The following is a 23,121-nucleotide window of genomic DNA, read 5'->3' on the forward strand; positions in this document are numbered from 1 at the left end:
GGTGGCCTTCCTTAGTACGCCAGGGCGCGGTCGAGCGCCTCTAGTATCCGGTCAATGTCCGGCAGGTAATGCTCCTCCACACGGGCTACCGGGTAGGGCATGTGGAACCCACCCACTCGGAGAGCCGGCGCCTCCAGCGCATAAAAACAACGCTCACTGATGCGGGCCGCTATCTCCCCGCCGAGGCCCCCGAAGGTGGGCGCTTCGTGCGCAATGATCAGCCGCCCGGTCTTCTCCACTGACACCGTTACGGCGTCAAAATCGATCGGGGAAATGGACCGCAGGTCAATGACCTCCACGCTGTGCCCTTCCTCCGCCGCGGTATCCGCGGCGGCCAGCGCCACGGGAACGAGCGGCCCGTACGCGACCACCGTGGCGTCCGTTCCGGCGCGCAGCACCTGGGCCTGGAATGCATCAAGCCCCGGCGATTCCGTATTCACATCGCCCTTGAGCCAGTACCGTCGCTTGGGCTCAAAGACAATGACCGGGTCCGGACACGCCACGGCCTGTTGGATCATCCAGTACGCATCATGGGCATTCGAGGGTGAAATAATCCGTAGACCGGCGGTGTGCGCGAAGAGAGCCTCCGGGGACTCGGAGTGGTGCTCAATGGACCCGATCCCACCGCCGTAGGGAATGCGGATGACCACCGGCGCGCTCAGCTGACCACTGCTGCGGGTGTGGATCTTAGCCAGCTGGGTGGTGATCTGGTTAAAGCCGGGAAAAACGAAACCGTCGAACTGGATCTCACAGATGGGGCTGTAGCCACGCAGCGCCATCCCGATCGCGGTGCCGATAATGCCGGACTCGGCCAGCGGTGTATCCATCACCCGGTTCGCACCGAATTCGGCCTTCAATCCTTCCGTGACCCGGTACACGCCACCGAGTGCACCGATGTCCTCGCCCATGATCAGCGTTTTCGGATTGGCGGCCAGCGTCGCGCGGAGGCCTTCGTTGATGGCCTTCGCGATGGTCATCGTGGTCATGCTGCACCGTTTTCGGTCGTGCTCCCGGCGACAGTGCCCGCGCCCTGGTCGGCAAAGGAGGCCTCGTAATTCTCAAACCAAGCCAGTTCCTCGGCCACCAGCGGGTGAGCCTGCGCATACACGTTGGCAAAGGAGGAGCGGATGTCCGGGACGGTCATGGCCAGCGTTGTCTTGCGGACATAGGCGGCCAGCTCGTCGCCGTCGTTCTTAATGGACGCGAAGAACGCATCGTCGGCAAGGTTTTGTGCGCGCAGATATGTTTCCAGCCGGATCAGCGGGTCCTTCGCGCGCCACTTGTCCTCCTCAGCCGCCGGCCGGTACTTGGTGGGGTCATCGGCCGTGGTGTGGGCGCCGACGCGGTAGGTGTACGCCTCGATCAACACCGGTCCCTGGCCCGAGCGCGCGTGCTCCAGCGCCCATTCCGAGACGGCGTGCACCGCGAGGACGTCATTGCCGTCCACCCGGATACCGGGAAACCCATAGCCGCCGGCCCGGTTCACCAGCGGGACCCGCGACTGGACCTCAAAGGGAACGGATATGGCCCAGTGGTTGTTCTGGCAGAAGAAGACAACGGGGGCGTTGTAGGAGGCGGCGAAAACCATCGATTCGTGCACGTCGCCCTCGGAGCTGGCACCGTCACCGAAATAGGCGACGGCGGCGGCAGGCTCGGTTTCCGGATCGGCCGCCAGATCACGCTGGATCCCCATTGCGTAACCCACCGCGTGCAGGGTCTGCACGGCGAGGACCAGGGTGTACAAGTGAAAATTGTTGTCCTTGGGGTTCCAACCGCCGTTGGAAATGCCCCGGAAAAGCTTCAGCAGCTGGGACAGATCGACGCCGCGGGTCAGCGCCACGCCGTGCTCACGGTAGGTGGGGAAGATATAGTCCTGCGGTTGCGTGGCCCGCCCGGAACCGATCTGGGCCGCTTCCTGGCCGGTCAGCGGCACCCAGAGGGCAAGCTCGCCCTGACGTTGGAGGGCTGTGGCCTCCTGATCAAACCGGCGGATGGTGGCCATGTCGCGGTAAAACCCCCGCAGCTTCTCGGGAGTCAGGCGCTCCAGGAAGGGGCTGAAGGTAGCGTCGTGCCGGAGTGTTCCGTCCGGGCCCAGCAGCTGGACCATATCGTCCTCGGGGGCGGCCGTTTCCGCCGCCTGGGCTGCTTCCAAGGACCCCCCGGGCTCATCAATTCCGGCATCCTCAAACTCGGTGGTGGGTAGCTGGGCGGCGCCCATACCGTCTCCTCGCCTGCCGCATCTGCAACATCGGTTCATCAGTGGGAAGACATACGTCTTCCGGAATGTTTCCCGCAGACGCATATATTCATCTATTTCCGGATTCAACTGTAGCGGCAGGCCGGCCCTGCTGACGTTTATTAAGCGCTAGGAACGCTGCGGCGCTTTTGTATACTCCGCACAGAGTTCCAGAAAGCGGGTATTGGCTTCGGTCTCGCCGATGCTGACCCGCACGCCCTCGTCGCCGAAGGCCCGGACGGAAAGCCCCCGCTGCTCGGCGAGGGCGGCAAACCCGGTGCTGTTCTCCCCCAAGTTGAGCCAGACAAAGTTTCCCTGCGCATCGGGAATGTCCCAGCCCAAGGCCCTGAGGCCGGCCGTCACACGGTTCCGTTCATCCACAAGACTTTGTACCCTTTCTACAACCTGCCCGTAGTTCTGCAAGGACACGACGGCGGCGTGCTCAGCCAGCGAAGACACGGCGAAGGGCGTGGCCGTCACCCGCAGATACCGGGTCAGTTCGGGCCGGGACACAGAGTACCCGACCCGAAGCCCGGCCAACCCGTGCGCCTTGGAAAAGGTCCGCAGGACCACCACGTTGGGGTATTTGCGGTACATGGCAATGCCGTCCACGGCATCCTCAGCGCGGACGAACTCCATATACGCCTCGTCGATGACGATCACAACATCGGCCGGGACGGAGCCGATGAACCGCTCCACTTCCTCCGTGAACAGCACCGGTCCCGTCGGATTGTTCGGCGTGCACAGCAGGATCACCCGGGTGCGGTCCGTAACGGTAGCCGCCATGGCGTCCAGGTCATGGGTACCATCCGCTTTGAGCGGGACCATGATGCTCTGGGCCCCGGCCAGTCCCACGCAGATCGGGTATGCCTCGAAAGACCGCCACGCGTAAATGACCTCGTCCGGGCGGCCGTCCTCGTTCTGGCCCGCAAACGCGGACAGCAGCTGGTTCAGGGCACCCAGGCTGCCAGCACCCGTGACAATATCCTCGGCGGCCACGTCCAGGAACTTCCCCAGTGCAGTGCGCAGCTTGGTGCTCAGTGAGTCCGGATACCTATTGATGTCCGCGAGCGAACGCACGGCATCGAGCACGGCCGGAACGGGTCCCAGTGGATTTTCATTCGACGAAAGCTTGAAGCTCTGCAGTCCTTCGACGACGATGGGCGGTTTGCCTGCGGTATACCGGGGCAGCGTGCCCACGACGGAGCGGGGGTGAACCACAGCAGCAGCGGTGGGGTTCTCAGTTGTCATGGTTACAGCTTAATGCCGCTGGCCCGTGCCCATGTCTGGCAGGTATGGGATTATGGCGCATGGGTAAATTCATTGTCCGTGTCCTGATCAATGCGCTGGCGCTCTGGATCGCCAGCGCACTCCTGCCTGGTCTGCAGATCTCCTCCACCGGCGCGGACGGGCTAATTCCGGGCAACAGCACCGCAGGCACCGTACTGGCCTTCGTCGCCATGGGGCTGATTTTCGGCGTGGTCAACGCCCTCGTCAAGCCAATTGTGAAACTGCTGTCCCTACCCATCACCTTTATCACTCTGGGTCTGTTCACCGTCATTATCAATGCCGCCATGTTGTGGCTGACCTCCTGGCTGAGCCATTACACGCCCGTTCGCTTCACCATCGACACCTTCCTGTGGACCGCCGTGCTGGCGGCGATCGTGATCAGCGTTGTTTCGATGATCGCCATCGCCCTCACCGGCATCAACAGGAGCCGGGTCAGCAGGCGCAGCTAGACGGCGTCTTTACCCTGCGTCTTTGGTCTTTTCGCCTTGCGTTTTCTGCCTGTTTTTGTCTGTGCCCTGGTAGACGAATTTGCGGTAGCTGACTGCTCCGGTCAGCGCCGCCGGACCCAGGAATTCCAGCAGCGCCTCCCTGTGCGCCAGCACCGAGACGTTCAGGCTTCCATCCAATTGGTCCGCGTCATCCAGATAAGAATCCAGACTGTGCGCCCCGGTGACCAACTTCCCCGGATCCAGCCATGTGTTAACCCGCCGACGGTCGGTGGTAACGGTGACCCAATCGGCGGACTCAGGCGCCACTGCCAGGTCCAAAGCCGGGACCACATCGTCGACATTTTCCAAGGCCAGCACCTTGATCCCCGGCTGCACGTTCTGATTGGCCGCGGGGGCGCCGGCTATATTGAGGATCCGCACGTTAACCTCAGCGAGGAACGCCGGGTCGGAGGCCATGGCTGCCGCGTGGATTCCGCCGCCACTATGGCCGTTGATCATGACTCCTTCCCCGGGCATGGCGCCGGCATCCCGGAGCGCACTCTTGACCCACTCCTGGACCAGGATCTGATGTTGTGCAAAGTTCGCCCGCTGGGCCGACGTCATTGCTTCCACATCCCCTTCCACGTCCCAGGGATTGGCACTGTCCAGCGGCCACCACTGCTCCGTCCCGGGCAGATCGGCTATCCACGCCACGGAGCCGTCGCCGCGGTCGACCCGCTTGATCACGATGGCCGCGGGCGCCACCGAGTAAGCGTCCTGAGAACCGGCCAGTGCGTCGTGCAGCGTGGGAGCCATGGTGCCGAGGGCGAAGTCGGCTTGGGCGCCGGTCCCCCACTCTGCACCCTGCCTCTCCGACGGCCGGGGTACCGGTCCCTGGTCGGTCGGACCCGGGCGCGTCGGAAATCGGAGTGCCGGACGCTGGGCGGCATTCCATTCAGACGGTGGGACCCGCCGCATCAGCAGGTCTCCCAGCATGAATACACCGGCTGCGTCCATGAAGTGCCGCAGCCCGGTCGCTGCGGCCACACCAGCCGGCTTCAGCACCCCCGTCCGGCCCGGACCGGAAGCGGTCTGCGACGGCAGCCCAGGCGGAAAACCCAGCAGGCCGGCCAGGTAATCGGGTACATGCCCCATTACGTCCTCTGTCACGTCCCGCAGTCCTCGTTTCTGCACATCGACTCCCAGTGAGGTGGCTTGGTACATGGCCACAAACGGGGCCAGCGGCAGCCCAAAGACGCGAAGCAGCAGGCCGCCCATGTTGGCGTCAGCTGACTTCTGCCACTCCAGCCCCGCCATGGCCTGGTTTTCCGCATCCTGATAGCGGACTACGGCGGTCCGGGCATTGTCGGCCGTTTTCTGCAGTTCAACGCGGCACTCACGGCAATCTGCTGCAGCGTCACGGAGGACCGGGATGAGGCCAAAAGGTTGGGCACCGCCGATGGGTGTCGCGCACTCCGCATAATTTAGGGCGCCGGCTGCCGTCCGTTCCACGTCAGCCAGTTCGTCGGCAACGCGCTGCAGCCCGGAACTTGCCAGGACCATCTCGCTGAGCACGTAGCTGACCGAGCCTGCTCCTCCGCGCACGGTATAGCTGCTGGCCGGCGCTACGGACGGTGCAGCCAGGACAGGGCCGCCGACAGGCCCTTCCGGTGCAATATTCTGCGGATCCGTCAGCCAGCCACGGATCTGCCGATTCACGGCAACAGCCCCGAAGCACCGGACCAGGTAAGGCGACCGGAACCCGTCGGACCGCCCGCCCCTGCCCTGCCCACCGGTGCCAAGACGCCGCCGCCGGCTAAAATCCCAGAGCCAGCCAAACTACCCAGTGCGGACTGTCCCGCTGTGCCATCGGACTCCTCCGCGTAGAGCTGGGACGCATAGCGGTGCAGCATTTCCGCGCCGTCCCGCAGCATGCCCGCGGCGTCCTGCATCCGCCGCTCCCGCTCCGCCAGCAGGTTCCGGAACGCGGTGGCGGCCGGCGATTGCCAGCGCAGCTGACCGGCGCCATGCACCCGGCACCTCAGCCCGTCCATATCTTCCGCCGCCCTGAACAGGTCACCTGTCAGGCGCGCTACGTCATCGGCCCGTGGCGCGAGCCGTCCCGCCGTCGTCATCAGTCCTGCCCCTTCCCCGTCCCCGCCATCGCCATCAGTCCTGCCCCTTCCCCGCCATCGCCATCAGTCCTGCCCCTTCCCCGCCATCGCCATCAGTCCTGCCCCTTCCCCGCCATCGCCATCAGTCCTGCCCCTTCCCCTTCCCCGCGTCCGGCCGTGCCGTGCCTGTGCGGCCGGCCCCTGCCCGCTGCCTGACCGCGGCTTGTACCAGCCTCGCGGTCTACTGCTGACGACGCTAGACCGGCAGCTGCTGACCGACCAGAGCGGCCACCAGAAAGGTGCCCCCACTCCGTCGTTTGCAGGGCTGTGCAGGACGGGTTCACCTCAAATCCTGGTTTATGCACTGCAAGGAGCCGCCCAACCGTCGGGCTGCGGGACTTCGTGAAAGAATTGCGGTATGTCTGAAACCGCTACCGCCGCTGAATCTGCCACCCGCACACCCTCCGGACGGGTGGCTTTAGCCGCCGCCGATGCGCGCATTCCGCTTGGCCCGCTCGATGGCCGGTACCAGCGGGCGGTCGCACCGCTGGTGGACTACCTCTCCGAAGCTGCGCTGAACCGGGACCGGGTGGCCGTCGAGGTCGAATGGCTGATCCACCTCACGTCGCACCGGGTGCTGCCCGGAACCGTTGAGCTGGACGCCGATCAGCAAGCTCAACTGCGCGCCATCGTGACCGGGTTCGACGCCGGCTCCGTGGCGGAACTGGCCGAAATCGAAAAGGTTACGGTCCATGATGTGAAGGCGGTGGAATACTACCTCGGGCGAAGGCTGCCGAGCATCGGAATCGAAAATCTCACGTCGCTGGTTCACTTCGGCTGCACCAGCGAGGACGTCAACAACCTCGCCTACGCAATGGGCATCAAGGGCGCCGTGCAGAATGTCTGGCTTCCGGCCGCCCGGGCACTGGTGGCCAAAATCACGGAAATGGCGCAGACGAACCGCGGCGTTCCCATGCTCTCCCGTACGCACGGCCAGCCCGCCACACCAACGACGCTGGGTAAGGAGCTCGCGGTGACGGCGCATCGACTCGGCCGGCAGCTAAAGCGCGTGGAAAACACTGAATATCTGGGCAAGATCAACGGAGCCACCGGGACCTATGCCGCGCACTACGTCTCTGTGCCCTCGGCGGACTGGGAGCAGGTCTCGCGCAGTTTCATTGAGGGGCTGGGCCTGACCTGGAACCCGCTCACGACGCAGATCGAGTCGCACGACTGGCAAGCCGAGCTTTACTCCGACATGGCCCGCTTCAACCGCATCCTGCACAACCTCTGCACGGACGTCTGGAGTTACATCTCCATCGGCTACTTTGCCCAGGTTCCTGTTCCCGGCGCCACCGGGTCCTCGACCATGCCGCACAAAGTCAACCCGATCCGCTTTGAAAACGCCGAGGCCAATCTGGAGATGTCCAGCGCACTGCTGGATACCCTTGCGGCCACGCTGGTGACCAGCCGCTGGCAGCGGGACCTGACCGATTCCTCCAGCCAGCGCAACATCGGCGTCGCCTTCGGTCATTCACTGCTGGCCATCAACAACGTACTGGGCGGCTTGGACCGGCTGGACACCGCCGAGGACGTGCTGGCGGCCGATTTGGACCAAAACTGGGAGGTGCTGGGCGAGGCGATCCAGATGGTGATGCGTGCGGAAGCGATCGCCGGCGTCCCCGGGATGGAAAACCCGTACGAACGGCTCAAGGACCTGACCCGAGGGCAGCGTGTAAATGCCGCCCGCATGCAGGACTTCGTCTCCGGGCTGGGGCTCTCCGCGGACGCCGAGGCGCGCCTGTTGGCCCTCACCCCCGGCGGCTACACGGGCATTGCGGACCTTCTCGTGAATCATCTGCGGGATTAGTCGCTGCCGCACATACTTCAGCACCGCCGGTTCAGCACCGCCGGTTCAGCACCGCCGGTTCAGCACGTCCAGGGGCAGGCAGTCCGGGGTCAAGGCAGGCAGTTTGTAAGGCCCCACGGCGGCACTCACCAAGCGTTTCCGGCGCGACAGTGCCGACGTCGGATACTCGGCGTCTTATAATCCTGTAGGTTTATGAGGCCGCCCAAGGTGGCGGCTACGAGCACGTAGGCGGCCCGTGGGCGTCCCTCAAGGTGGCGGCTACGCGGTTGCTTTCGACCTCGAACCGGGTTAGTAGCCGCACCATGTCGCTGCGGTCCTCGGCGTTCCAATCTTCCAGCAGCTCATCGATGAGGGAATTTCCCGAACGCTGCAGTGCCTCCCCTGCCCATTGCCCGGCCTGGGTGAGCACGATCAGCGAGGCCCGCGAATCCATCGGGTCCCCGGAACGACCAACGAGTCCAGCCTGTTGAAGGCGCGCGGTTATCTTGGAGATGTTGGAGGCTCCGGTAACCATCCGCTCGGCCAGCGCCGAGGGCCGCTGGGCACCGGAGTTGTTCAGGATGGTGAGCAGCGTCAGGGCCCCCGGGTCCAGCACCACGCCCTCGCGCGCGGCGACCGCGGTGGTGAAGTCCGGCGCCGTCCATTGCGCCAAGATCCCGTTCAGGACCTGGATTAGCGCCGCATTCTGCTCCGTTGCGGCCATGGCTAGGCCTCGGTTCCGCCGTCTACGCGCAGCACGACGCCGGTGATGAAGGCGGCCTGGTCCGAAAGCAGGAAGGCGGTTGCGTTGGCGATGTCCTCCGGCTGTCCCAGGCGCTTCATCGGGATCTCTGCGGCGTATCCGGCCTTGGCCTTGGGAGGCAGGGAAGCCAGCGCGGCGGTTTCAATGGCGCCCGGCGCCACCGCGTTGACGCGGATGCCCAGTGCCGCGTTTTCCTTGGCAACGCTGCGGGTCAAGGAAACCACCCCGTGCTTTGCCGCTCCATAGGGAGTCAGTTGGGGTGTGGCACTGATGCCTGCCAGCGAGGCGATGTTCACGATGGAACCGCGTCCCTGCTCCAGGAAGTGGGCGACCTGGGTCTGCATGGCCAGAAAGGTGCCGCGCAAGGTCACGTTGATGGTGCGGTCCCAGTCCGCGGCGGTGACCTCCTGCACGGGCTTGGGCATGGCCCCGACACCCGCGTTGTTCACTGCCATGTCCAAGCGGCCGAAGCTCTCGATTGCGAAGGGAACCAGAGCGTTGACCTCGTCCGCTTCGGCGACATTGGCATGCTTGTAGGCGGCGCGTCCGCCGGCGGCCTCGATGAGCGAAACGGTTTCGGCGCCGGCCTCGTCGTTGACGTCTGAGACGATGATCGAGGCACCGTCGGCGGCTAGGTGCAGGGCAATGGCGCGGCCGATTCCGGCTCCGGCTGCGGTGACAAGTGCTACCTGGTTCTCAAAAAGCATGAGAAAAGCTCTTCTCCTTGGGTCGAATTTACTGTCGCATAGACAGCATATACCCGGGAGGTGCCCAGCGGAACACCGGCCCGGCAAACACCTCGTCCGGTAACCTCCCGGTATCACGCCGCAATCGAGGCGCAATGCCCGGGCGGACCAACGTGCCCCGGAGCAGGACGAGGCTACAGGGTGACGACGCACAGGGGAGTGTTGAAGTTTTACCCGGAGACGACCTCACGCCGGGATTCCCAGCGCCGTAGCAGCATGGCGATCAGCACCGCCGCGGCAATTCCAATCACCGTGAAAATGACACGCTCAAGGGTCAGCTCGACACCGCGCTCGACGTCGCCGAGAGAGGCGAAGATCAACAGCATCGGTGTCAAGGCCAGCGCCTGCATCAGGTAGGCCCCTCCCATGGAATACCAGACGAGGAAGAACAGGCACAGCACGGCGACAATGACAGCGCCCCACACGGGCAGGAACAGCACCACCAGCAGGGCCACCACGGCCCCCAGGAAGGTGCCGATGAGGCGCCCGTTTAAGGTCTCGCGGCGCTGGTTGGGCAGTGGTCGCAAGGCCATCAGTACGGTCACGGCGATCCAGTAGCCATGGGGGATGTTATTGGTCAGGCTCCAGAACATTATCGCCGCGCACAACAGGCCCACTGCGATGCCGTGCTCCCAGGCAGTTCGCTTTTCCACGGGCAGGGTCGAAGCCTGGAACTTCAGCATGCGGGTGATGAAGGCACCTACCACGCCACCGGCAAGAATCCACAACGCCGCGGACCACCAGCTGAGGTTGATAGGACCCGGGCCAAACAGGATCACCATGATCGGCGTCAACGAGAGCAGCCCGGCGGAGCGCTGGTTGGTGACCGCAAACAGGACCGCAGAGATGAACATAAGCACCGCGATGGCCCACGGCGTTGAACCGGCCCATGCCGCCAACCCGCCAAGTGCGGCGCCCAGGACCACCAGCAGCGCCGCCTGGCGCGGTCGACTCACCGGAGTGACCGCCATCCCCAGGCCCATCGCCAGGCCAAATCCCATGCTGGCCGAGGACCCTCCCAGCACGCTCACGATTGCGGAAGGAATCAGGATTGCCACTAAAAGCTTTAACGTTATCGGCAGGGTTCCCGGTTGGGGGCGGCTAAAAATCACCATGGTGTCGTTACCTTTCCATGGGCCGGCGGGTAGCAGGTGCATGAACCCTCCGAGGATGGATTTGGTGAAGAGATCGGCATTAACAACCACCATACTGGTGCGAATCCCTCTCGATCCCACGATGGAACACCATTATTTTTCTGGCACGAATCACCCCCGGCAATCCGTCCCGTCTGCTACACCTGCAAGATGTGCGGGGTGGGCCAGGACGCTGGCCGCGCATGTCCGCCCCTTCACAATTGGACGTGGCGTGGTGTTTTCTTCGGTACGGGCGGCGGCCGCCCAAACGTCGCAAAAAAATGTGACAGCGATCGTTGGAAACCGCAGGCTGCCGATTCTCGATTCGAACCATCCTTGAAATCCTTCGTTATCGAGAAGAGCTCCACCCAGCTCTGTGGCTCAAGGGTCACACCAGGCTTGACCGTAGTCCGCCCGGCGGTTGGCAGGCGCCATCGCACGGGCGGTCCAGCTGCTCTACGGAAAGTACTTGACTAAATGGAAAAAAGTTTCCTCGTACGGCGCGCCGCTGCTGGCCGCTGCTATGGGTGTTTGGGCCGTTGCGACGGCAAGCATCTGGCCGATGTTTCAGAGGTCGACCAAAGTCGGGTTCACGAAGCGGTTCCTGACATCCCTGGCCGCCTACTTCGCCCTGTACGGGGTTGCATTGGGTGTGGGGTCAGTCTCTCCCGGGACGGCAACCTGTGGTTCTACATATCGTCCGCCATCGTCTTGGGCGGCATCGGCCTGGCCGCCCCCTTCCGCGAACTGCGCGCATGAGCACTGCCTCGGATCATCCCCGTCACAAGCTCAATGAGCTCGTCCACTCACCGGTCCGCTTTTCCATCATGGCAGCGCTGGCTCGTGCGGAATCCTTCGACTTCAAGGACCTCCGTGACGCCATCCAGGTCAGCGATTCCGTCCTCAGCAAACAACTGTCCGTCTTGGAAAAGGCCGGCTACGTAAAGATCAAGAAGACTTTCGCCGGGAAGATGCCGCGAACCTCGGCGAGTTTGACCGCGAACGGACGCGAGGCCTGGACTGGACACCTGCAGATCCTGCGGGACATTGCGGGGGCTAATGCTCTGTCAGCGGTTCATGCGGATGGCGAGGAGTTTATGGCCCTCCGGGTTCTTGCCCGTGAGGACTTCTGTGGCTTCTTTCGTTGGTGTTGTCATCGGGGCAAAATGACCCCTCGCCAAGGTCCGGCTCGCCGTGGCCTTCATGGGCAAGCCGGGGCCGAAAGGCTGAAGATCGCAGCCAATGCCCGAGCGGAAGGCAAAACAGCACAGCAGGCCGCAGAACTCGTGCATCACCGCCGAACTCATCGACTATCCATGGCGCGCCGCCGTTCCTGTTCTCCGCGGGCCGACGTTGGTCCCGTGGAAAGATGTGCCCCTTTCCACCGGATCTCAAGGGGCAAATGGCCCCGCTAGGCAGACTTGTCGACGGGATGGCGGCTTCGTCGTTTGCGCCGAGGGCCGGCGAGTGCCTGCTCGGCGGCCGGGAAAAGGAGCCGTGCTCATTTGAGCACGGATGAATTGCTCATATGATACTCTGAAGCAAAGTTCCTGCAACCGAGGAGATTCGATGACGACACTGGCCTCCGCCGCCCTGCCTGTCCTGGCCGAACGCATCGGCGCCCCTGCCACACCGGGGTATGACCGCAGCACCCTGAAAACCGGTATTGTGCATTTCGGCATGGGCGGCTTCCACCGCGCTCATCAGGCCATGTACCTGGACCGGCTGATGAATCAGGGGAAAGCCCTGGACTGGGCCATCTGCGGCGTCGGTGTGCTGGCCCACGATGAGAAAATGAAGCAGGTAATGGCAGATCAAAACTGCCTCTACACCCTGCTGCTGAAAAATCCGGACGGCACCCGCGAGGCCCGCGTCATCGGCTCCGTTGCGCAGTACCTGTTCGCGCCGGACGATCCGGAGGCGGTGATCGAGAAGATGGCTTCCTCGGAAGTGCGCATCGTTTCACTTACCGTGACCGAGGGCGGCTACAACTTCCACCATGTCACCGGGGAGTTCGACGCCACAAACCCGGACGTGCTGCTGGATCTGCAGCCCGGCGCCGCGCCGCGGACAACCTTCGGTCTCATCGCCGAGGCCCTGGGCCGTCGGCGCGCGCGCGGCATGACGCCCTTCACCGTGATGTCCTGCGACAACATCCAGGGCAACGGGGACGTGGCCAAGAAGATGTTCACTGCATTTGCCTCCCTCAAGGACCCCGAACTCGGTGACTGGATGGCGGCGAATGTTCTGTTCCCGAACAGCATGGTGGACCGCATCACCCCTGTCACGACGGATGCCGACCGGGAGGCCATCGCCGCCGAATTCGGCGTTGAGGATCAGTGGCCCGTGGTCTGCGAACCCTTTGAACAATGGGTGCTGGAGGATCATTTCAGTCTGGGCCGGCCCCCGTACGAGGATGCCGGGGTGCAGCTGGTGGAGGACGTCGAACCCTACGAGCTGATGAAACTGCGGCTGCTCAATGCCAGCCATCAGGGGTTGTGCTATTTCGGCTACCTGACCGGCTATCGTTACGCCCATGAGGTCGCTCAGGATCCCCTGTTCGCCCGGTTCCTGCTCGATTACATGGATCAAGAGGGCACTCCCACGCTCGCCGAACTGCCGGGCGTGGACCTGCCGCTTTACAAGCGCACCCTGATCGAACGCTTCTCCAATGCATACGTCCGTGACACGTTGGCGCGGCTGTGCGCGGAAAGTTCGGACCGGATCCCGAAGTGGCTGCTGCCGGTGATCCGGATCAATTTGGAGAACGACGGCGACATCTTCCGTTCAGCGGGCATCGTCGCGTCTTGGGCGCGGTACGCCGAGGGCGTCGACGAAAACGGCGGGGTGATCGACGTCGTCGACCGCCTCAAGGGGCCGCTGATGGCCGCGGCCGCACGGCAGCACGAGGATAAGCTCGCGTTTCTGGCCAACCGCGAGGTCTTCGGCGACCTGATCGACAGCGAGCGCTTCGTCGCCGCCTACCTGCAGACCCTCGATACGCTGCACACCGCGGGCGCACGCGCGGCCGTAGCGCAGCTCGTCGGGTAGCTGACGCTCCTGCCGCCGGGCGGGGCGTCCACATAGCCGCCTTCGCACCCGCGGCTCCCTGCCGTTACACCTCTGCGGCTAAACCCCGTAGACGGCCAACCGCGCCTGATTGTAGCGGCCGCGCACCTCGGCGCCCCATCCGCCGTCGGGCTCAAAGGACGCCTCGATCCGGCGCCCCCACGCCGGCAATTCGCCGGTGGCGGCCCAGACAGCTTGGCGGGCCGCACCAAGAGCCACATATTCGTTGGCCACCGGCACCTCGACGGGCAGCCCGAAAACCGTGGCCGCCGCCTGCCGCAGCGACCGTGATTTGGCCCCGCCGCCGATCAGCAGCACCCGCTCGGCGGGCACCCCGTGCTCCTTCATCCGGTCAATCGCGTCGGCCAGCGAATTCAGCACGCCCAGAACCGCGGCCCGGGCCACATTTTCCGCGGTCATATTCGACCGGCTCAGCCCCAGCAGGCTGCCATGGGCGTCGGGCAGGTTGGGCGTGCGTTCGCCATCCAGATACGGCAGCAGCATCAACCCCTGCGCAGCCGGGTCGGCTGCGAGCGCCATCGCGTCAAGGGTGGTCAGATCGATCTGCAGCATCTGGGCCGTCGCCGACATCACCCGCGCCGAATTCAACATGGCAAGCAGCGGCAGGTGGTTGCCCGTGGCATCCGCGAACCCCGCGATGTGTCCGCTCGGATCGCGGGTGGGGGTGGTCGACGTGGTGAAGACCGTCCCCGACGTTCCGATGGATACAACGATTTCCCCCGGCTGCAGGCCCAAGCCAAGGGCGGCGCCGGCATTGTCTCCGGCGCCCGCGCCCAGCACGGCGTGTTGCAGACCCCAGGACGGCAGCACCGGGCCGCCCTGGCCGCCGGGTGTGAGTACCGGTGGCAGCTCCGGAACCCGGCCGAAGTAGCGCTGCAGCAGCTCGGGCCGGTAACTGTCCGTGACGGGACTGAAATATCCCGTCCCCGAGGCGTCGCTGCGGTCCGTGGTGAACCGCCCGGACAGCTGATAGTTCAGCCAGTCATGCGGCAGCACCACCCGCGCCAGGCGTGCGGCGGCCGCGGGCTCGTTCCGCGCCAGCCACGCCAGCTTCGTCAGCGTAAAAGAGGCCACCGGCACCACATTGACGGCATCCACCCAGGCCTCGGCACCGAGTTCGGCGCGCATGGTCCGCGCGTCGCCGGCGCTGCGGATGTCGTTCCAGAGCAGCGCGTCAAAGACCGGCTCGTTTTCTGCGTCCAGGGCCACCATGCCGTGCTGCTGGGCGGCCACGGAAACGCCCGTCACGTCCCCGCCCAGCCCCGGAATTCCGGCGCTGTGCCAAGCCTGGCGCAGCGCCGACGTCCAAAGATGCGGGTCGACGGCGGTCCCGTCCGGATGGGCGGCGGTGCCGCTGGCGACGATGCGCCCGGTTCCCGCATCGACGGCCAGCACCTTGCAGGACTGGGTTGAGGAATCGACTCCCACAACCGTCGTCACAGTTTTTCCTTGAGCTGGTATTCCTTCAGGTCTATTTCCTTCGAGTCGATTACTTTCTGATCCGTTTCCTGCCGGCCTTTTTCCTTGATCAGCGCGGTGGCGAGGGATTCGTCCGCGACCAGCGTACTGACTATGCCTGCCGCAGAGGCGGCGCGGACGGCGGCGGCGCGTTCGGCCCCGTGCCCGACGGCGACGACCATGGGTGTGCGCTTGAGCTGGCTCAGACTGACGCCCAGGATCCGACTGTCCAGTTCGGTGACCACCGCCGATCCGGCCGCGTCGATGAGGCGTCCGGAGCATTCCGCGACCGCGCCGCCGGTGATGCCCTGCTCGCGTGCAGCGTTGTCCACCCGGTCCCAGACGGTGGATAGGCTCGGCGCCCAGGCACCGATGGCAATGACGGCAATATCCAGCTCATCGGCCTTCCGCAGGGCATCGGAAATTTCCGGCTGCAGCTTCAGCCCCGAGGCCATGGCGGCGCTGTCCACGACCAGCGGCGCCCACAGTGGCCAGGTGCGGCCGTTCGAGGCCTGTCCCAGCCGCTGGATCAGCTCCAGCGGATTGCCGTCGCCGGCCACCGGCAGCGCGCCCGCCAGCTGAACCACATCGCATTTGGGCAACTCGGTGACATACCGGGCGGCGAGGTCCAGGGTGCGGGACCAGGAAATCCCAAGAGTCATACCGGCGCGGACGCCGCCCATCAGTTCCCGGGCCACGGCGCGGGCCAGGATGTCGCGCTGCTGGACCTCGTCGCCGGCGGTTTTGACCACTACGAGTTTCCGGATACCCAGCCAGGCCGCCAGCTGATGCAGATCCTTCGGCGGCATGGAACCCGGCGTGCGGACCTCGATCTTCACGATGCCCTCGGCGCGCGCCTCATCCAGCATCCGCGCCACCTGGAAGCGTGAAATTCCGTAGGTAGTGGCTATCTCGACCTTGGATCTATTGCCCAAATAGTAGTCCCTGCCGATGAGGGCAAGAAGCTCTTCATGCGTTGGCTGGGGCACGGGATTCTTCTTTCGGATAATGCGGATGAGCATCAGGTCTTGCTCAAACGAGTCTATATGACTAGAGTCACTTTACAAATGAGCAACTGTTCGCTCTCAAATGAGCACGACGATTGAAGGGGCCAATGAAATTTCCACACCACAACGCACGTCGCCGGCGTCCGCAGGACGGGAAGACCCGGCTCGGGGCCCTGCTGGCGGGCGCCGCCGCCGTCACCCTTGCGCTGTCCGGCTGCGCCCCGGCTGCCAGCGGCGAAGGCGCCAAAGCCGACATCGTCGTGGCCATCGTCGCCAACCCGCAGATGAAGGACGCCATTTCCCTGCAGGACGACTTCAAAGCCAAGCACCCGGACGTTAACGTGAAATTCGTGACGCTGCCCGAGAATGAGGCCAGGGCCAAGATCACCGCATCCGTGGCCACCGGCGGCGGCGAGTTCGACGTCGTCATGATCTCCAACTACGAAACCCAGATGTGGGCGAAGAACGGCTGGATCGAGGACCTCCAGCCGATGGCCGATGCCACGTCCGGCTACGACACCGCGGACTTCATCCCCACCATCAAGGATGCGCTCAGCTACAAGGGTGACATGTATTCGGTCCCGTTCTACGGGGAATCGTCCTTCCTGGTGTACCGCGAGGACCTGTTCAAGCAGGCCGGGCTGACCATGCCGGCGCACCCCACCTGGGCCGAAGTCAGTGCCCTGGCCCAGAAGCTCAACGACCCATCGAAGGACTTCGCCGGCATCTGCCTGCGCGGGCTCGCTGGCTGGGGCGAGGTCATGGCGCCGCTGGACACCGTGATCAACACCTACGGCGGCCAATGGTTCGACAAGGACTGGAAGGCCAGGCTGGACTCGCCGCAGGTCAAGTCCGCCGTCACCGACTACGTGGACCTGCTGCAAACGGCTGGCCAGCCCGGCGCCGCAACCAGTGGCTACGGCGACTGCATCACCCGCTACAGCCAGGGCAAGGCGGCCATGTGGTACGACGCCACGGCCATGGTCTCCAGCATTGAGGATCCCAGTTCCTCGCTGGTGGCGGGCAAGTCCGGGTACGCCCCGGCACCCGTGAAGGACACCAAGTCCGCCGGCTGGCTGTACAGCTGGTCGCTGGCCGTCCCGACCACCACCAAGCACAAGGCTGCGGCCTGGGACTTCATCTCCTGGATGACGAACAAGGACTACATCAAGCTGGTGGGCAACAAAATCGGCTGGGAGCGGGTACCCCCGGGGAGCCGCCAGTCCACCTATGAAATCCCCGAGTACGCGAAGGTGGCGCAGGCCTATGCCAAGCCCACCCTGGATGCCATGTACTCGGCCACGCAGGAGACCAGCATGGTCAATCCCGTCCCCTACCCGGGCCTGCAGTTTGTGGGCATCCCCGAGTTCCAGGACCTGGGCACCCGGGTCAGTCAGCAGGTCTCGGCCGCGATTGCCGGACAAAAATCCGTTGAAGACGCACTCAAGCAGGCGCAGCTCTATGCGGAATCCATTGCGCAGTCCTACGAACAAGGAGGAAAGTGATGGCCAGCACTCTCGTTGACCGGCACAATCTCAAACAACACAAGCTCAAGAATGCCACGAATGGAACCAGGCATTCCAAGGTGGAGGGCTGGCGCCGGCGCGGTCCCTTGCTGCCGGCCCTGGTCTTCACGATCATCGTCACTCAGCTGCCGTTCCTGGTCACCATCTGGTATTCGCTGCGCAACTGGAACCTGCTGCGTCCGGACGGCAACCAGTTCACCGGCCTGCAAAACTATGTGGACATCTTCCTGGACTCCACATTCCGCAGCTCCGCCCTGAACAGCATCATCATCACCCTGGGCTGCGTCTTTGCCGCCATGGTTCTGGGCATCATCTTCGCGCTCCTGCTCGACCGCAAGTTCCGCGGCCAGGGCGTGGTGCGCACCATGCTCATCACCCCGTTCCTGATCATGCCGGTGGCCGGTGCCACGCTTTGGAGCGTCTCCATGCTCAATCCAAGCTTCGGCCTGGTGAACTGGGTGATCTCCCTGGTGGGCATCCCGCCCGTGGACTGGACGTCGTCGTTCCCTGTGGTCTCCATCCTGATGGCCCTGGTCTGGCAGTGGACGCCGTTCACTATGCTGCTGGTGCTGGCCGGCCTGCAGTCGCAGCCCAAGGACGTGCTGGAAGCGGCGCAGATTGACGGCGCCAGCTGGGGCAAGACGTTCCTTTGGGTCACGCTCCCGCAATTGCGCCGCTACATTGAGCTCGGCGTCCTGCTCGGCACCATCTACGTGGTCAACACCTTCGACCAGATCTACCTGATGACCGCCGGCGGCCCCGGCACCGCCAGCGCCAACCTGCCGTTCTACATCTACCAACGGGCTTTCCTGGGCTTCGACATCGGCCAGGCAGCCGCGATGGGTGTAGTGGTGGTCATCGCCACCATCATCATCGCCACGTTCGCCCTGCGCCTCATCTTCCGCAGCTTTGACACGAAGGACTAAGCCGTGACCACCACCATGACCCCCCATTCCACCGCTCCGTCCGCCGAGCGGAGGTCCCGTGAAGCCCGACGGCGGCTCAGTGGTTCCGCGATCACCACCGGCACGTGGGTGCTGGCGTTCATCTTCTTCGCCCCGGTGATCTGGCTGGTGATGACGGCCTTCAAGCAGGAATCGGTGGCCGCCTCAAACCCGCCCGTCTTCTTCTTCGTGCCAACGTTCGACCAGTTTGCGGCCGTCCTGGGCAACGGAGCGGGCAGCTACTTCCTGAATTCGCTGATCGCCACCGGCGTGTCCACGGTCTTCGTGATCCTGCTGGCAGTGCCGGCGTCGTACGCGTTGAGCATCCGGCCGGTGAAGAAGACCCAGGACGTCCTGTTCTTCTTCATCTCCACCAAGATGCTGCCCGTGGTCGCCGTGATCATGCCCATCTACGTGATTGCCGGACAGATCAAGGCCCTGGACAACATCTGGACGCTGGTGGTGCTGTACACGGCCATGAACCTGCCCATCGCCGTGTGGATGATGCGCTCCTTCTTCCAGGAGGTCCCGGCCGAGGTTTTGGAGGCGGCCGCGATGGACGGTGCCGGCCTGATCAAGACCCTGCGCACCATCCTGATGCCCATGGTCACGCCCGGCCTGGCCGCGACGGCCCTGATCTGCGTGATCTTTGCCTGGAACGAGTTTTTCTTCGCCCTGAACCTCACCGCCGCCAACGCGGCCACGGTGCCCGTTTTCCTGGTCTCGCAGATGACAAGCGAGGGCCTGTTCCTGGCCAAGCTGTCGGCGGCCTCCGTGCTGGCGTCGCTGCCGGTCGTGATTGCCGGCTGGGTGGCGCAAAAGCAGCTGGTGCGCGGCCTGTCCATGGGAGCGGTGAAATGACGACGTCGATGAAGGTTGCGGTTCTCAGCGGTCCCTTCGATGCCGGTCACGGCAGCGTGCATGTCGAAGATCGCCCCATCCCGGTGCCAGGGCCCAAGGAGGTCCTGGTCCGGATCAAGTCAGTGGGCGTCTGCGGATCGGATACGCACTATTACCGGCACGGACGGATCGGTAACTATCTGGTGGACCGGCCCCTGGTGCTCGGCCATGAGCCCTCCGGTGTTATCGTGGCCCTCGGACCTGGAGTGCTGAACCTGGCCACCGGGCAGCGGGTGTCGCTGGAACCGGGGGTCCCGGAGCCGCTTTCCTCGCAGACGCTGGCCGGCCGCTACAACCTCGATCCCGGTGTGCGGTTCTTTGCCACCCCGCCGGTGGACGGTGTGTTCGCCGAGTATGCCGTCCACCCCGCGGCGTTCTGCCACCCGGTGCCGGATTCCGTGTCCGACGACGCGGCCGCCTTGCTGGAGCCGCTGAGCGTTGCGATCGCCGCCGGCCGCGCGGGCAAGGTGGGGCTTGGCGACAAGGTGCTGGTGGCCGGTGCGGGCCCGATCGGTCTGCTGGCGGCGAAGGTCGCCCAGCTGGCCGGCGGCGTCGTCACCCTCACGGATGTCCGCGCCGAACGCCTGGAACTGGCGGCGCACTACGGTGCGTCGCATAGTTATCCGGCACGCGCGGCCCCGGCCACCGGGCCCGAATTCGACGTCTTCATCGACGCAACCGGAGCGGAACCGGCGGTACTGGACGGACTGGCCCGGTTGGCTCCCCGGGGCCGGTGTGTCCTGGTTGGGATGGGAGCCGACACCATCGCCTTGCCGGTGCAGCTGGTGCAGGGCCGCGAACTCGTGATCACCGGAACGTTCCGTTATGCCAACACCTGGCCGGCGGCGATCGAACTGGCGGCAAGCTCCGCGGTGGACCTGGACGGACTGGTCACCTCGGTGCACGGGCTCGATGACGTGGAAGCGGCCTTGACCGTCGGAGCCACCCCCGGCGCACTGAAGGCGGTAGTCCACCCCTGACGCCAATTCAGCCAGGGTCCGCATGACCCGCACGTCTCTCATGACAAGCGCTGCACCGTCGGCCGGTGCCGCCGGTAAACGTTTGCGAAACAGGAACCAGCAGCCGGGACACGGTGTTCGCGGGGGAGCCGCTCATGGGACTGGGGCAGCATTTTCCGCGCGTTCTTGGCCGTGTGGATGCGGCGGCCAAGTGGCATCGGTTTGATGGTCGGGGAATGGTGCCCAGCAGGGTGAAGGCGTCGGTGAGGAAGAACCCAAGACTGTCCTGCTGAAACACTTCGAAGAGATCAAAAGGGCGAACTTAATTGGGCAGCCTGCCGCGTCCAGCTCGAACCCCGTCACAACCGTGAAGACGCCATCGTTAACGTGCTCCATAGCCGCCTCATCGAAGTGCAAGCTCAGGTATCCCGCATCGAAAACCTTCGGCAGCGAACAGAAATGGTCGTCAATAGCGTTCGCTCGTTGGCAACGATGACCAGCGAGAACCTACAGCGAGCGGATGTTCCGCGGGAAGAAGTTGGTCGTCTGACACGGGAAGAAACCCGAGAGGCTTTCCTCCGGCCACTCGATGGAACCGGCAGAACGGCCCGTTCGGATCTTGTAAACGCCGTAATGGACGACGTTGAGGGCTATCCATACATTGTGCAACTGTGGGGACATTGTGCAACTGTGGGGGCCGAACCCTGGGAAGAGGCGGAAGACATCACAACAGACTCCATGACTGCCAGCCTTCTAGTAGGACTCCGTGAGACTATCTTCAGGCGATTGGATCATGACTTCTACTCTCCAACGATCGATTCCCTAACCCCTGCCGAACAACACCTACTGCAACTCACAGGGGATTGCGAGTATCCGCCGTTGCGAACCGCCGATATCCATCGGGTGACATCCCGCAAGCAGGGAAATGTCAATGTGCTCATGCGGCGGCTTGCAGACCAAGGTGTTGTTTACAGGCTTCAAAAGGGCACCTACGAATACACCGCACCGAAGCTCCACGAATAGTTGATATGACGTAAATCGCGCGCCACCTGGAAGTGATTCTGACATCCTGCCAGCCGCAAACCGATGCCGTCCGCTAGTCTCACGAACACTGGTTGATGACACTCCCGCCGACTACCGCCAGCACCGGCCGTTGTAGGGGCAGATGTGACGACTCGCCGTTTAGTATCCGGCGGACAGGACCGGTCAGCCGCCGGCCACGGACTGGATGATCATCAGCTCCTGCCCGGGCTGCACCTCGGTGTCCGTCCCGCGGAGCCGGCGGACGTCGTCGTGCCCCAGATAAATGTTAACGTAGCGGCGCAGCGCGCCCGTCTCATCGCGCACCCGCCGGTCGAAGACAGGAAACTGAGCACCGATCGTGTCCAGCAGCGCCGCCACGGACACCGCCCCCTCCACGGCGAGCAGGAGTTCTTCCCTCCCGCCGGTGAACGGGCGCAGCAGACTGGGGACACGCACCAGAACGTCCGCAGGCTCGGTCATGGCATTCCTGGGTTAACCGGCGACGACGGCGGCACGGACACAGAGCACATCGGGCAGGTGAGAGGCGACTTCCGTAAACGTGGTGCCCTCATCCGCGCTGGCGTACACGGACCCGCCGCGTGTCCCGAAGTACACCCCTACAGGCTCTGCCGTATCCGTCGCGGCCGCATCTCGGAGGACTACGTTGTACTCGGACTGCGGCAGGCCCGCATCCGCGCGGATCCAGCTGGCTCCGGCGTCGTCCGTGCGGTGCACCGCAAGCTTTCCGTCCGGCGGAATCCGCTCGCCGTCGGCCTTGATCGGGATCACCCAAGCGGTGCCGGAACGCCTCGGGTGCGACAGCATCACAAAACCGAAGTCCGCCGGCAGCCCGTCCGCAATGGAGGTCCAGCTGTCCGCATTGTCATCGGAGCGGTACACCCCGTGGTGATTCTGTGCGTAGAGCCGCTCCGGCTGTACGGCGTCGCGGGCGATCTTGTGCACACATTGGCCGAACTCCGGCTGCGGATCCGGCATGAAATATGCCGAGATACCGTGGTTCCGGGCCTCCCATGATTCCCCGCCGTCGGTGCTCCGATAGACGCCTCCGGTGCTCATGGCGACATGGACCGTCTGCAGGTCCGCCGGGCTGGGCAGCACCGTATGCGCGGCCGCACCGCCGAAGCCCGCGCCCCACTGGGGCCGGTGCGGGTGGTCCCACAACCCGCGGTTGAGCTCAAAGTGCTCGCCGCCGTCGGTGGATTTCCAGACGGAGATCGGTTCGCAGCCCGCCCACACCACGCCCGGGCGGTCGGCGGAATCGGGCTGCAGCTGCCAGATGCGTTCCAACGCGGCCCCGGTGTCCGGCGGAAAGGCGATCGCAGCCTGCTCCGGCTCGGTCCAGTTGGCGCCGAAATCATCCGAATGCACCACATTGGTTCCCCAGTGTTCGGAGCGTGCGGCCACTAGAATGCGCGTCCGGCCCCCCCGGGTGTCGATGCCGATGCCGGGAATCTCGTTCATCAGGAAATGCGGGCCGGTGAAATCCCAGGTCTTGCGGTCCTTGCTGGTGCCCACCCAGAGACCCTTTTTGGTGCCGATCGCCAAAACCACGCTCGCGTTGGTTGCCATGCCCCCCATTCGACCACCGGGGAGGGCCCGACGCAACAGTTTTTTCGGTCCGGGTCAAAATCGGC

At 64.4% G+C, this 23,121-nt stretch carries 21 protein-coding genes and 1 pseudogene; 9 read left to right on the forward strand and 13 right to left on the reverse strand.

Annotated features, from left to right (window positions below; all coding sequences use genetic code 11):
• Nucleotides 1–11 precede the first annotated feature (11 nt).
• The 3 genes from QMG52_RS13755 to QMG52_RS13765 form a co-directional block, all read right to left on the reverse strand.
• The gene (locus QMG52_RS13755) at nt 12–986 is read right to left on the reverse strand and encodes an alpha-ketoacid dehydrogenase subunit beta (protein ID WP_283560963.1); all 975 of its coding nucleotides are present in this window, start codon (nt 984–986) and stop codon (nt 12–14) included.
• A complete protein-coding gene (gene pdhA, locus QMG52_RS13760; protein ID WP_283560964.1) occupies nt 983–2,218 on the reverse strand; it encodes a pyruvate dehydrogenase (acetyl-transferring) E1 component subunit alpha in 1,236 nt (411 codons plus the stop codon). Before pdhA ends, QMG52_RS13755 begins: the two co-directional genes overlap by 4 nt.
• Before the next feature lie 147 nt (nt 2,219–2,365).
• Nucleotides 2,366–3,487: a histidinol-phosphate transaminase gene (locus QMG52_RS13765; RefSeq protein WP_283560965.1), complete on the reverse strand. Its 1,122-nt coding sequence runs from the start codon at nt 3,485–3,487 to the stop codon at nt 2,366–2,368.
• Nucleotides 3,488–3,546: 59 nt separating this feature from the next.
• On the opposite strand from QMG52_RS13765, the gene QMG52_RS13770 reads away from it, so the two are divergent.
• Nucleotides 3,547–3,975: a phage holin family protein gene (locus QMG52_RS13770; RefSeq protein ID WP_283560966.1), complete on the forward strand. Its 429-nt coding sequence runs from the start codon at nt 3,547–3,549 to the stop codon at nt 3,973–3,975.
• Nucleotides 3,976–3,984: 9 nt separating this feature from the next.
• Here the strand turns inward: QMG52_RS13770 and QMG52_RS13775 are convergent, their stop codons facing one another.
• Both QMG52_RS13775 and QMG52_RS13780 read right to left on the reverse strand, forming a co-directional pair.
• Nucleotides 3,985–5,673: a hypothetical protein gene (locus tag QMG52_RS13775; RefSeq protein ID WP_283560967.1), complete on the reverse strand. Its 1,689-nt coding sequence runs from the start codon at nt 5,671–5,673 to the stop codon at nt 3,985–3,987.
• A complete protein-coding gene (locus tag QMG52_RS13780) occupies nt 5,670–6,089 on the reverse strand; it encodes a hypothetical protein (protein WP_283560968.1) in 420 nt (139 codons plus the stop codon). Before QMG52_RS13780 ends, QMG52_RS13775 begins: the two co-directional genes overlap by 4 nt.
• 397 nt (nt 6,090–6,486) lie before the next feature.
• Between QMG52_RS13780 and purB the strand changes: the two genes are divergently transcribed.
• A complete protein-coding gene (purB, locus tag QMG52_RS13785) occupies nt 6,487–7,938 on the forward strand; it encodes an adenylosuccinate lyase (protein WP_283560969.1) in 1,452 nt (483 codons plus the stop codon).
• 214 nt (nt 7,939–8,152) lie between these two features.
• On the opposite strand, the gene QMG52_RS13790 is transcribed toward purB, so the two are convergent.
• The 3 genes from QMG52_RS13790 to QMG52_RS13800 form a co-directional block, all read right to left on the reverse strand.
• On the reverse strand, nt 8,153–8,641 hold the full coding sequence (locus tag QMG52_RS13790) for a MarR family winged helix-turn-helix transcriptional regulator (RefSeq protein ID WP_283560970.1): 489 nt from the start codon (nt 8,639–8,641) through the stop codon (nt 8,153–8,155).
• Nucleotides 8,642–8,643: 2 nt separating this feature from the next.
• Nucleotides 8,644–9,387, reverse strand: coding sequence for an SDR family NAD(P)-dependent oxidoreductase (locus QMG52_RS13795; RefSeq protein WP_283560971.1), 744 nt, complete (start codon nt 9,385–9,387; stop codon nt 8,644–8,646).
• 209 nt (nt 9,388–9,596) lie between these two features.
• On the reverse strand, nt 9,597–10,484 hold the full coding sequence (locus QMG52_RS13800) for an FUSC family protein (protein WP_283560972.1): 888 nt from the start codon (nt 10,482–10,484) through the stop codon (nt 9,597–9,599).
• 830 nt (nt 10,485–11,314) lie between these two features.
• On the opposite strand from QMG52_RS13800, the pseudogene QMG52_RS13805 reads away from it, so the two are divergent.
• Nucleotides 11,315–11,596, forward strand: a pseudogene (locus QMG52_RS13805) (winged helix-turn-helix domain-containing protein); the annotation flags it as partial.
• A 30-nt stretch (nt 11,597–11,626) separates the two neighbouring features.
• On the opposite strand, the gene QMG52_RS13810 reads toward QMG52_RS13805, so the two are convergent.
• Nucleotides 11,627–11,866 (reverse strand): hypothetical protein, encoded by a 240-nt coding sequence (locus QMG52_RS13810; protein ID WP_283561010.1) that lies wholly within the window; start codon nt 11,864–11,866, stop codon nt 11,627–11,629.
• Nucleotides 11,867–12,128: 262 nt separating this feature from the next.
• On the opposite strand from QMG52_RS13810, the gene QMG52_RS13815 reads away from it, so the two are divergent.
• Nucleotides 12,129–13,610, forward strand: a complete 1,482-nt coding sequence (locus tag QMG52_RS13815) for a mannitol dehydrogenase family protein (RefSeq protein WP_283560973.1) — start codon at nt 12,129–12,131, stop codon at nt 13,608–13,610.
• Between the two features lie 78 nt (nt 13,611–13,688).
• Here QMG52_RS13815 and xylB read toward each other — a convergent pair whose 3' ends face one another.
• On the reverse strand, nt 13,689–15,089 hold the full coding sequence (gene xylB, locus QMG52_RS13820; RefSeq protein WP_283560974.1) for a xylulokinase: 1,401 nt from the start codon (nt 15,087–15,089) through the stop codon (nt 13,689–13,691).
• A complete protein-coding gene (locus QMG52_RS13825) occupies nt 15,086–16,096 on the reverse strand; it encodes a sugar-binding transcriptional regulator (RefSeq protein ID WP_283560975.1) in 1,011 nt (336 codons plus the stop codon). Before QMG52_RS13825 ends, xylB begins: the two co-directional genes overlap by 4 nt.
• Before the next feature lie 125 nt (nt 16,097–16,221).
• Here QMG52_RS13825 and QMG52_RS13830 point away from each other — a divergent pair, with 125 nt between their 5' ends.
• From QMG52_RS13830 to QMG52_RS13850, 5 genes are all read left to right on the forward strand, one after another.
• On the forward strand, nt 16,222–17,619 hold the full coding sequence (locus QMG52_RS13830) for an ABC transporter substrate-binding protein (RefSeq protein WP_283560976.1): 1,398 nt from the start codon (nt 16,222–16,224) through the stop codon (nt 17,617–17,619).
• A complete protein-coding gene (locus tag QMG52_RS13835) occupies nt 17,619–18,566 on the forward strand; it encodes a carbohydrate ABC transporter permease (protein ID WP_283560977.1) in 948 nt (315 codons plus the stop codon). The genes QMG52_RS13830 and QMG52_RS13835 overlap by 1 nt, the downstream gene beginning before the upstream one ends.
• 15 nt (nt 18,567–18,581) lie before the next feature.
• Complete coding sequence (locus QMG52_RS13840; RefSeq protein ID WP_283561007.1) at nt 18,582–19,445, forward strand: carbohydrate ABC transporter permease; 864 nt, start codon at nt 18,582–18,584, stop codon at nt 19,443–19,445.
• Nucleotides 19,442–20,464, forward strand: a complete 1,023-nt coding sequence (locus QMG52_RS13845; protein ID WP_283560978.1) for an NAD(P)-dependent alcohol dehydrogenase — start codon at nt 19,442–19,444, stop codon at nt 20,462–20,464. Before QMG52_RS13840 ends, QMG52_RS13845 begins: the two co-directional genes overlap by 4 nt.
• Nucleotides 20,465–20,830: 366 nt before the next feature.
• Nucleotides 20,831–21,466: a DUF8462 domain-containing protein gene (locus QMG52_RS13850; RefSeq protein WP_283560979.1), complete on the forward strand. Its 636-nt coding sequence runs from the start codon at nt 20,831–20,833 to the stop codon at nt 21,464–21,466.
• Between the two features lie 183 nt (nt 21,467–21,649).
• Here QMG52_RS13850 and QMG52_RS13855 read toward each other — a convergent pair whose 3' ends face one another.
• Both QMG52_RS13855 and QMG52_RS13860 read right to left on the reverse strand, forming a co-directional pair.
• The gene (locus tag QMG52_RS13855; RefSeq protein ID WP_283560980.1) at nt 21,650–21,946 is read right to left on the reverse strand and encodes a MoaD/ThiS family protein; all 297 of its coding nucleotides are present in this window, start codon (nt 21,944–21,946) and stop codon (nt 21,650–21,652) included.
• Nucleotides 21,947–21,958: 12 nt separating this feature from the next.
• The gene (locus QMG52_RS13860) at nt 21,959–23,065 is read right to left on the reverse strand and encodes a WD40/YVTN/BNR-like repeat-containing protein (protein WP_283560981.1); all 1,107 of its coding nucleotides are present in this window, start codon (nt 23,063–23,065) and stop codon (nt 21,959–21,961) included.
• Between the last annotated feature and the right edge of the window lie 56 nt (nt 23,066–23,121).

This window comes from Paenarthrobacter sp. PH39-S1, assembly GCF_030063245.1.
Taxonomy (GTDB): domain Bacteria; phylum Actinomycetota; class Actinomycetes; order Actinomycetales; family Micrococcaceae; genus Arthrobacter_M.

Bases quoted from the DNA above. Each gene is read 5' to 3' on its own strand.
- QMG52_RS13755 (WP_283560963.1), bottom strand. From the start codon at position 986: ATGACCACGATGACCATCGCGAAGGCCATCAACGAAGGCCTCCGCGCG.
- pdhA (WP_283560964.1), bottom strand. From the start codon at position 2,218: ATGGGCGCCGCCCAGCTACCCACCACCGAGTTTGAGGATGCCGGAATT.
- QMG52_RS13765 (WP_283560965.1), bottom strand. From the start codon at position 3,487: ATGACAACTGAGAACCCCACCGCTGCTGCTGTGGTTCACCCCCGCTCC.
- QMG52_RS13770 (WP_283560966.1), top strand. From the start codon at position 3,547: ATGGGTAAATTCATTGTCCGTGTCCTGATCAATGCGCTGGCGCTCTGG.
- QMG52_RS13780 (WP_283560968.1), bottom strand. From the start codon at position 6,089: ATGACGACGGCGGGACGGCTCGCGCCACGGGCCGATGACGTAGCGCGC.
- purB (WP_283560969.1), top strand. From the start codon at position 6,487: ATGTCTGAAACCGCTACCGCCGCTGAATCTGCCACCCGCACACCCTCC.
- QMG52_RS13790 (WP_283560970.1), bottom strand. From the start codon at position 8,641: ATGGCCGCAACGGAGCAGAATGCGGCGCTAATCCAGGTCCTGAACGGG.
- QMG52_RS13795 (WP_283560971.1), bottom strand. From the start codon at position 9,387: ATGCTTTTTGAGAACCAGGTAGCACTTGTCACCGCAGCCGGAGCCGGA.
- QMG52_RS13810 (WP_283561010.1), bottom strand. From the start codon at position 11,866: ATGAGTTCGGCGGTGATGCACGAGTTCTGCGGCCTGCTGTGCTGTTTT.
- QMG52_RS13815 (WP_283560973.1), top strand. From the start codon at position 12,129: ATGACGACACTGGCCTCCGCCGCCCTGCCTGTCCTGGCCGAACGCATC.
- QMG52_RS13830 (WP_283560976.1), top strand. From the start codon at position 16,222: ATGAAATTTCCACACCACAACGCACGTCGCCGGCGTCCGCAGGACGGG.
- QMG52_RS13835 (WP_283560977.1), top strand. From the start codon at position 17,619: ATGGCCAGCACTCTCGTTGACCGGCACAATCTCAAACAACACAAGCTC.
- QMG52_RS13840 (WP_283561007.1), top strand. From the start codon at position 18,582: ATGACCCCCCATTCCACCGCTCCGTCCGCCGAGCGGAGGTCCCGTGAA.
- QMG52_RS13845 (WP_283560978.1), top strand. From the start codon at position 19,442: ATGACGACGTCGATGAAGGTTGCGGTTCTCAGCGGTCCCTTCGATGCC.
- QMG52_RS13855 (WP_283560980.1), bottom strand. From the start codon at position 21,946: ATGACCGAGCCTGCGGACGTTCTGGTGCGTGTCCCCAGTCTGCTGCGC.
- QMG52_RS13860 (WP_283560981.1), bottom strand. From the start codon at position 23,065: ATGGGGGGCATGGCAACCAACGCGAGCGTGGTTTTGGCGATCGGCACC.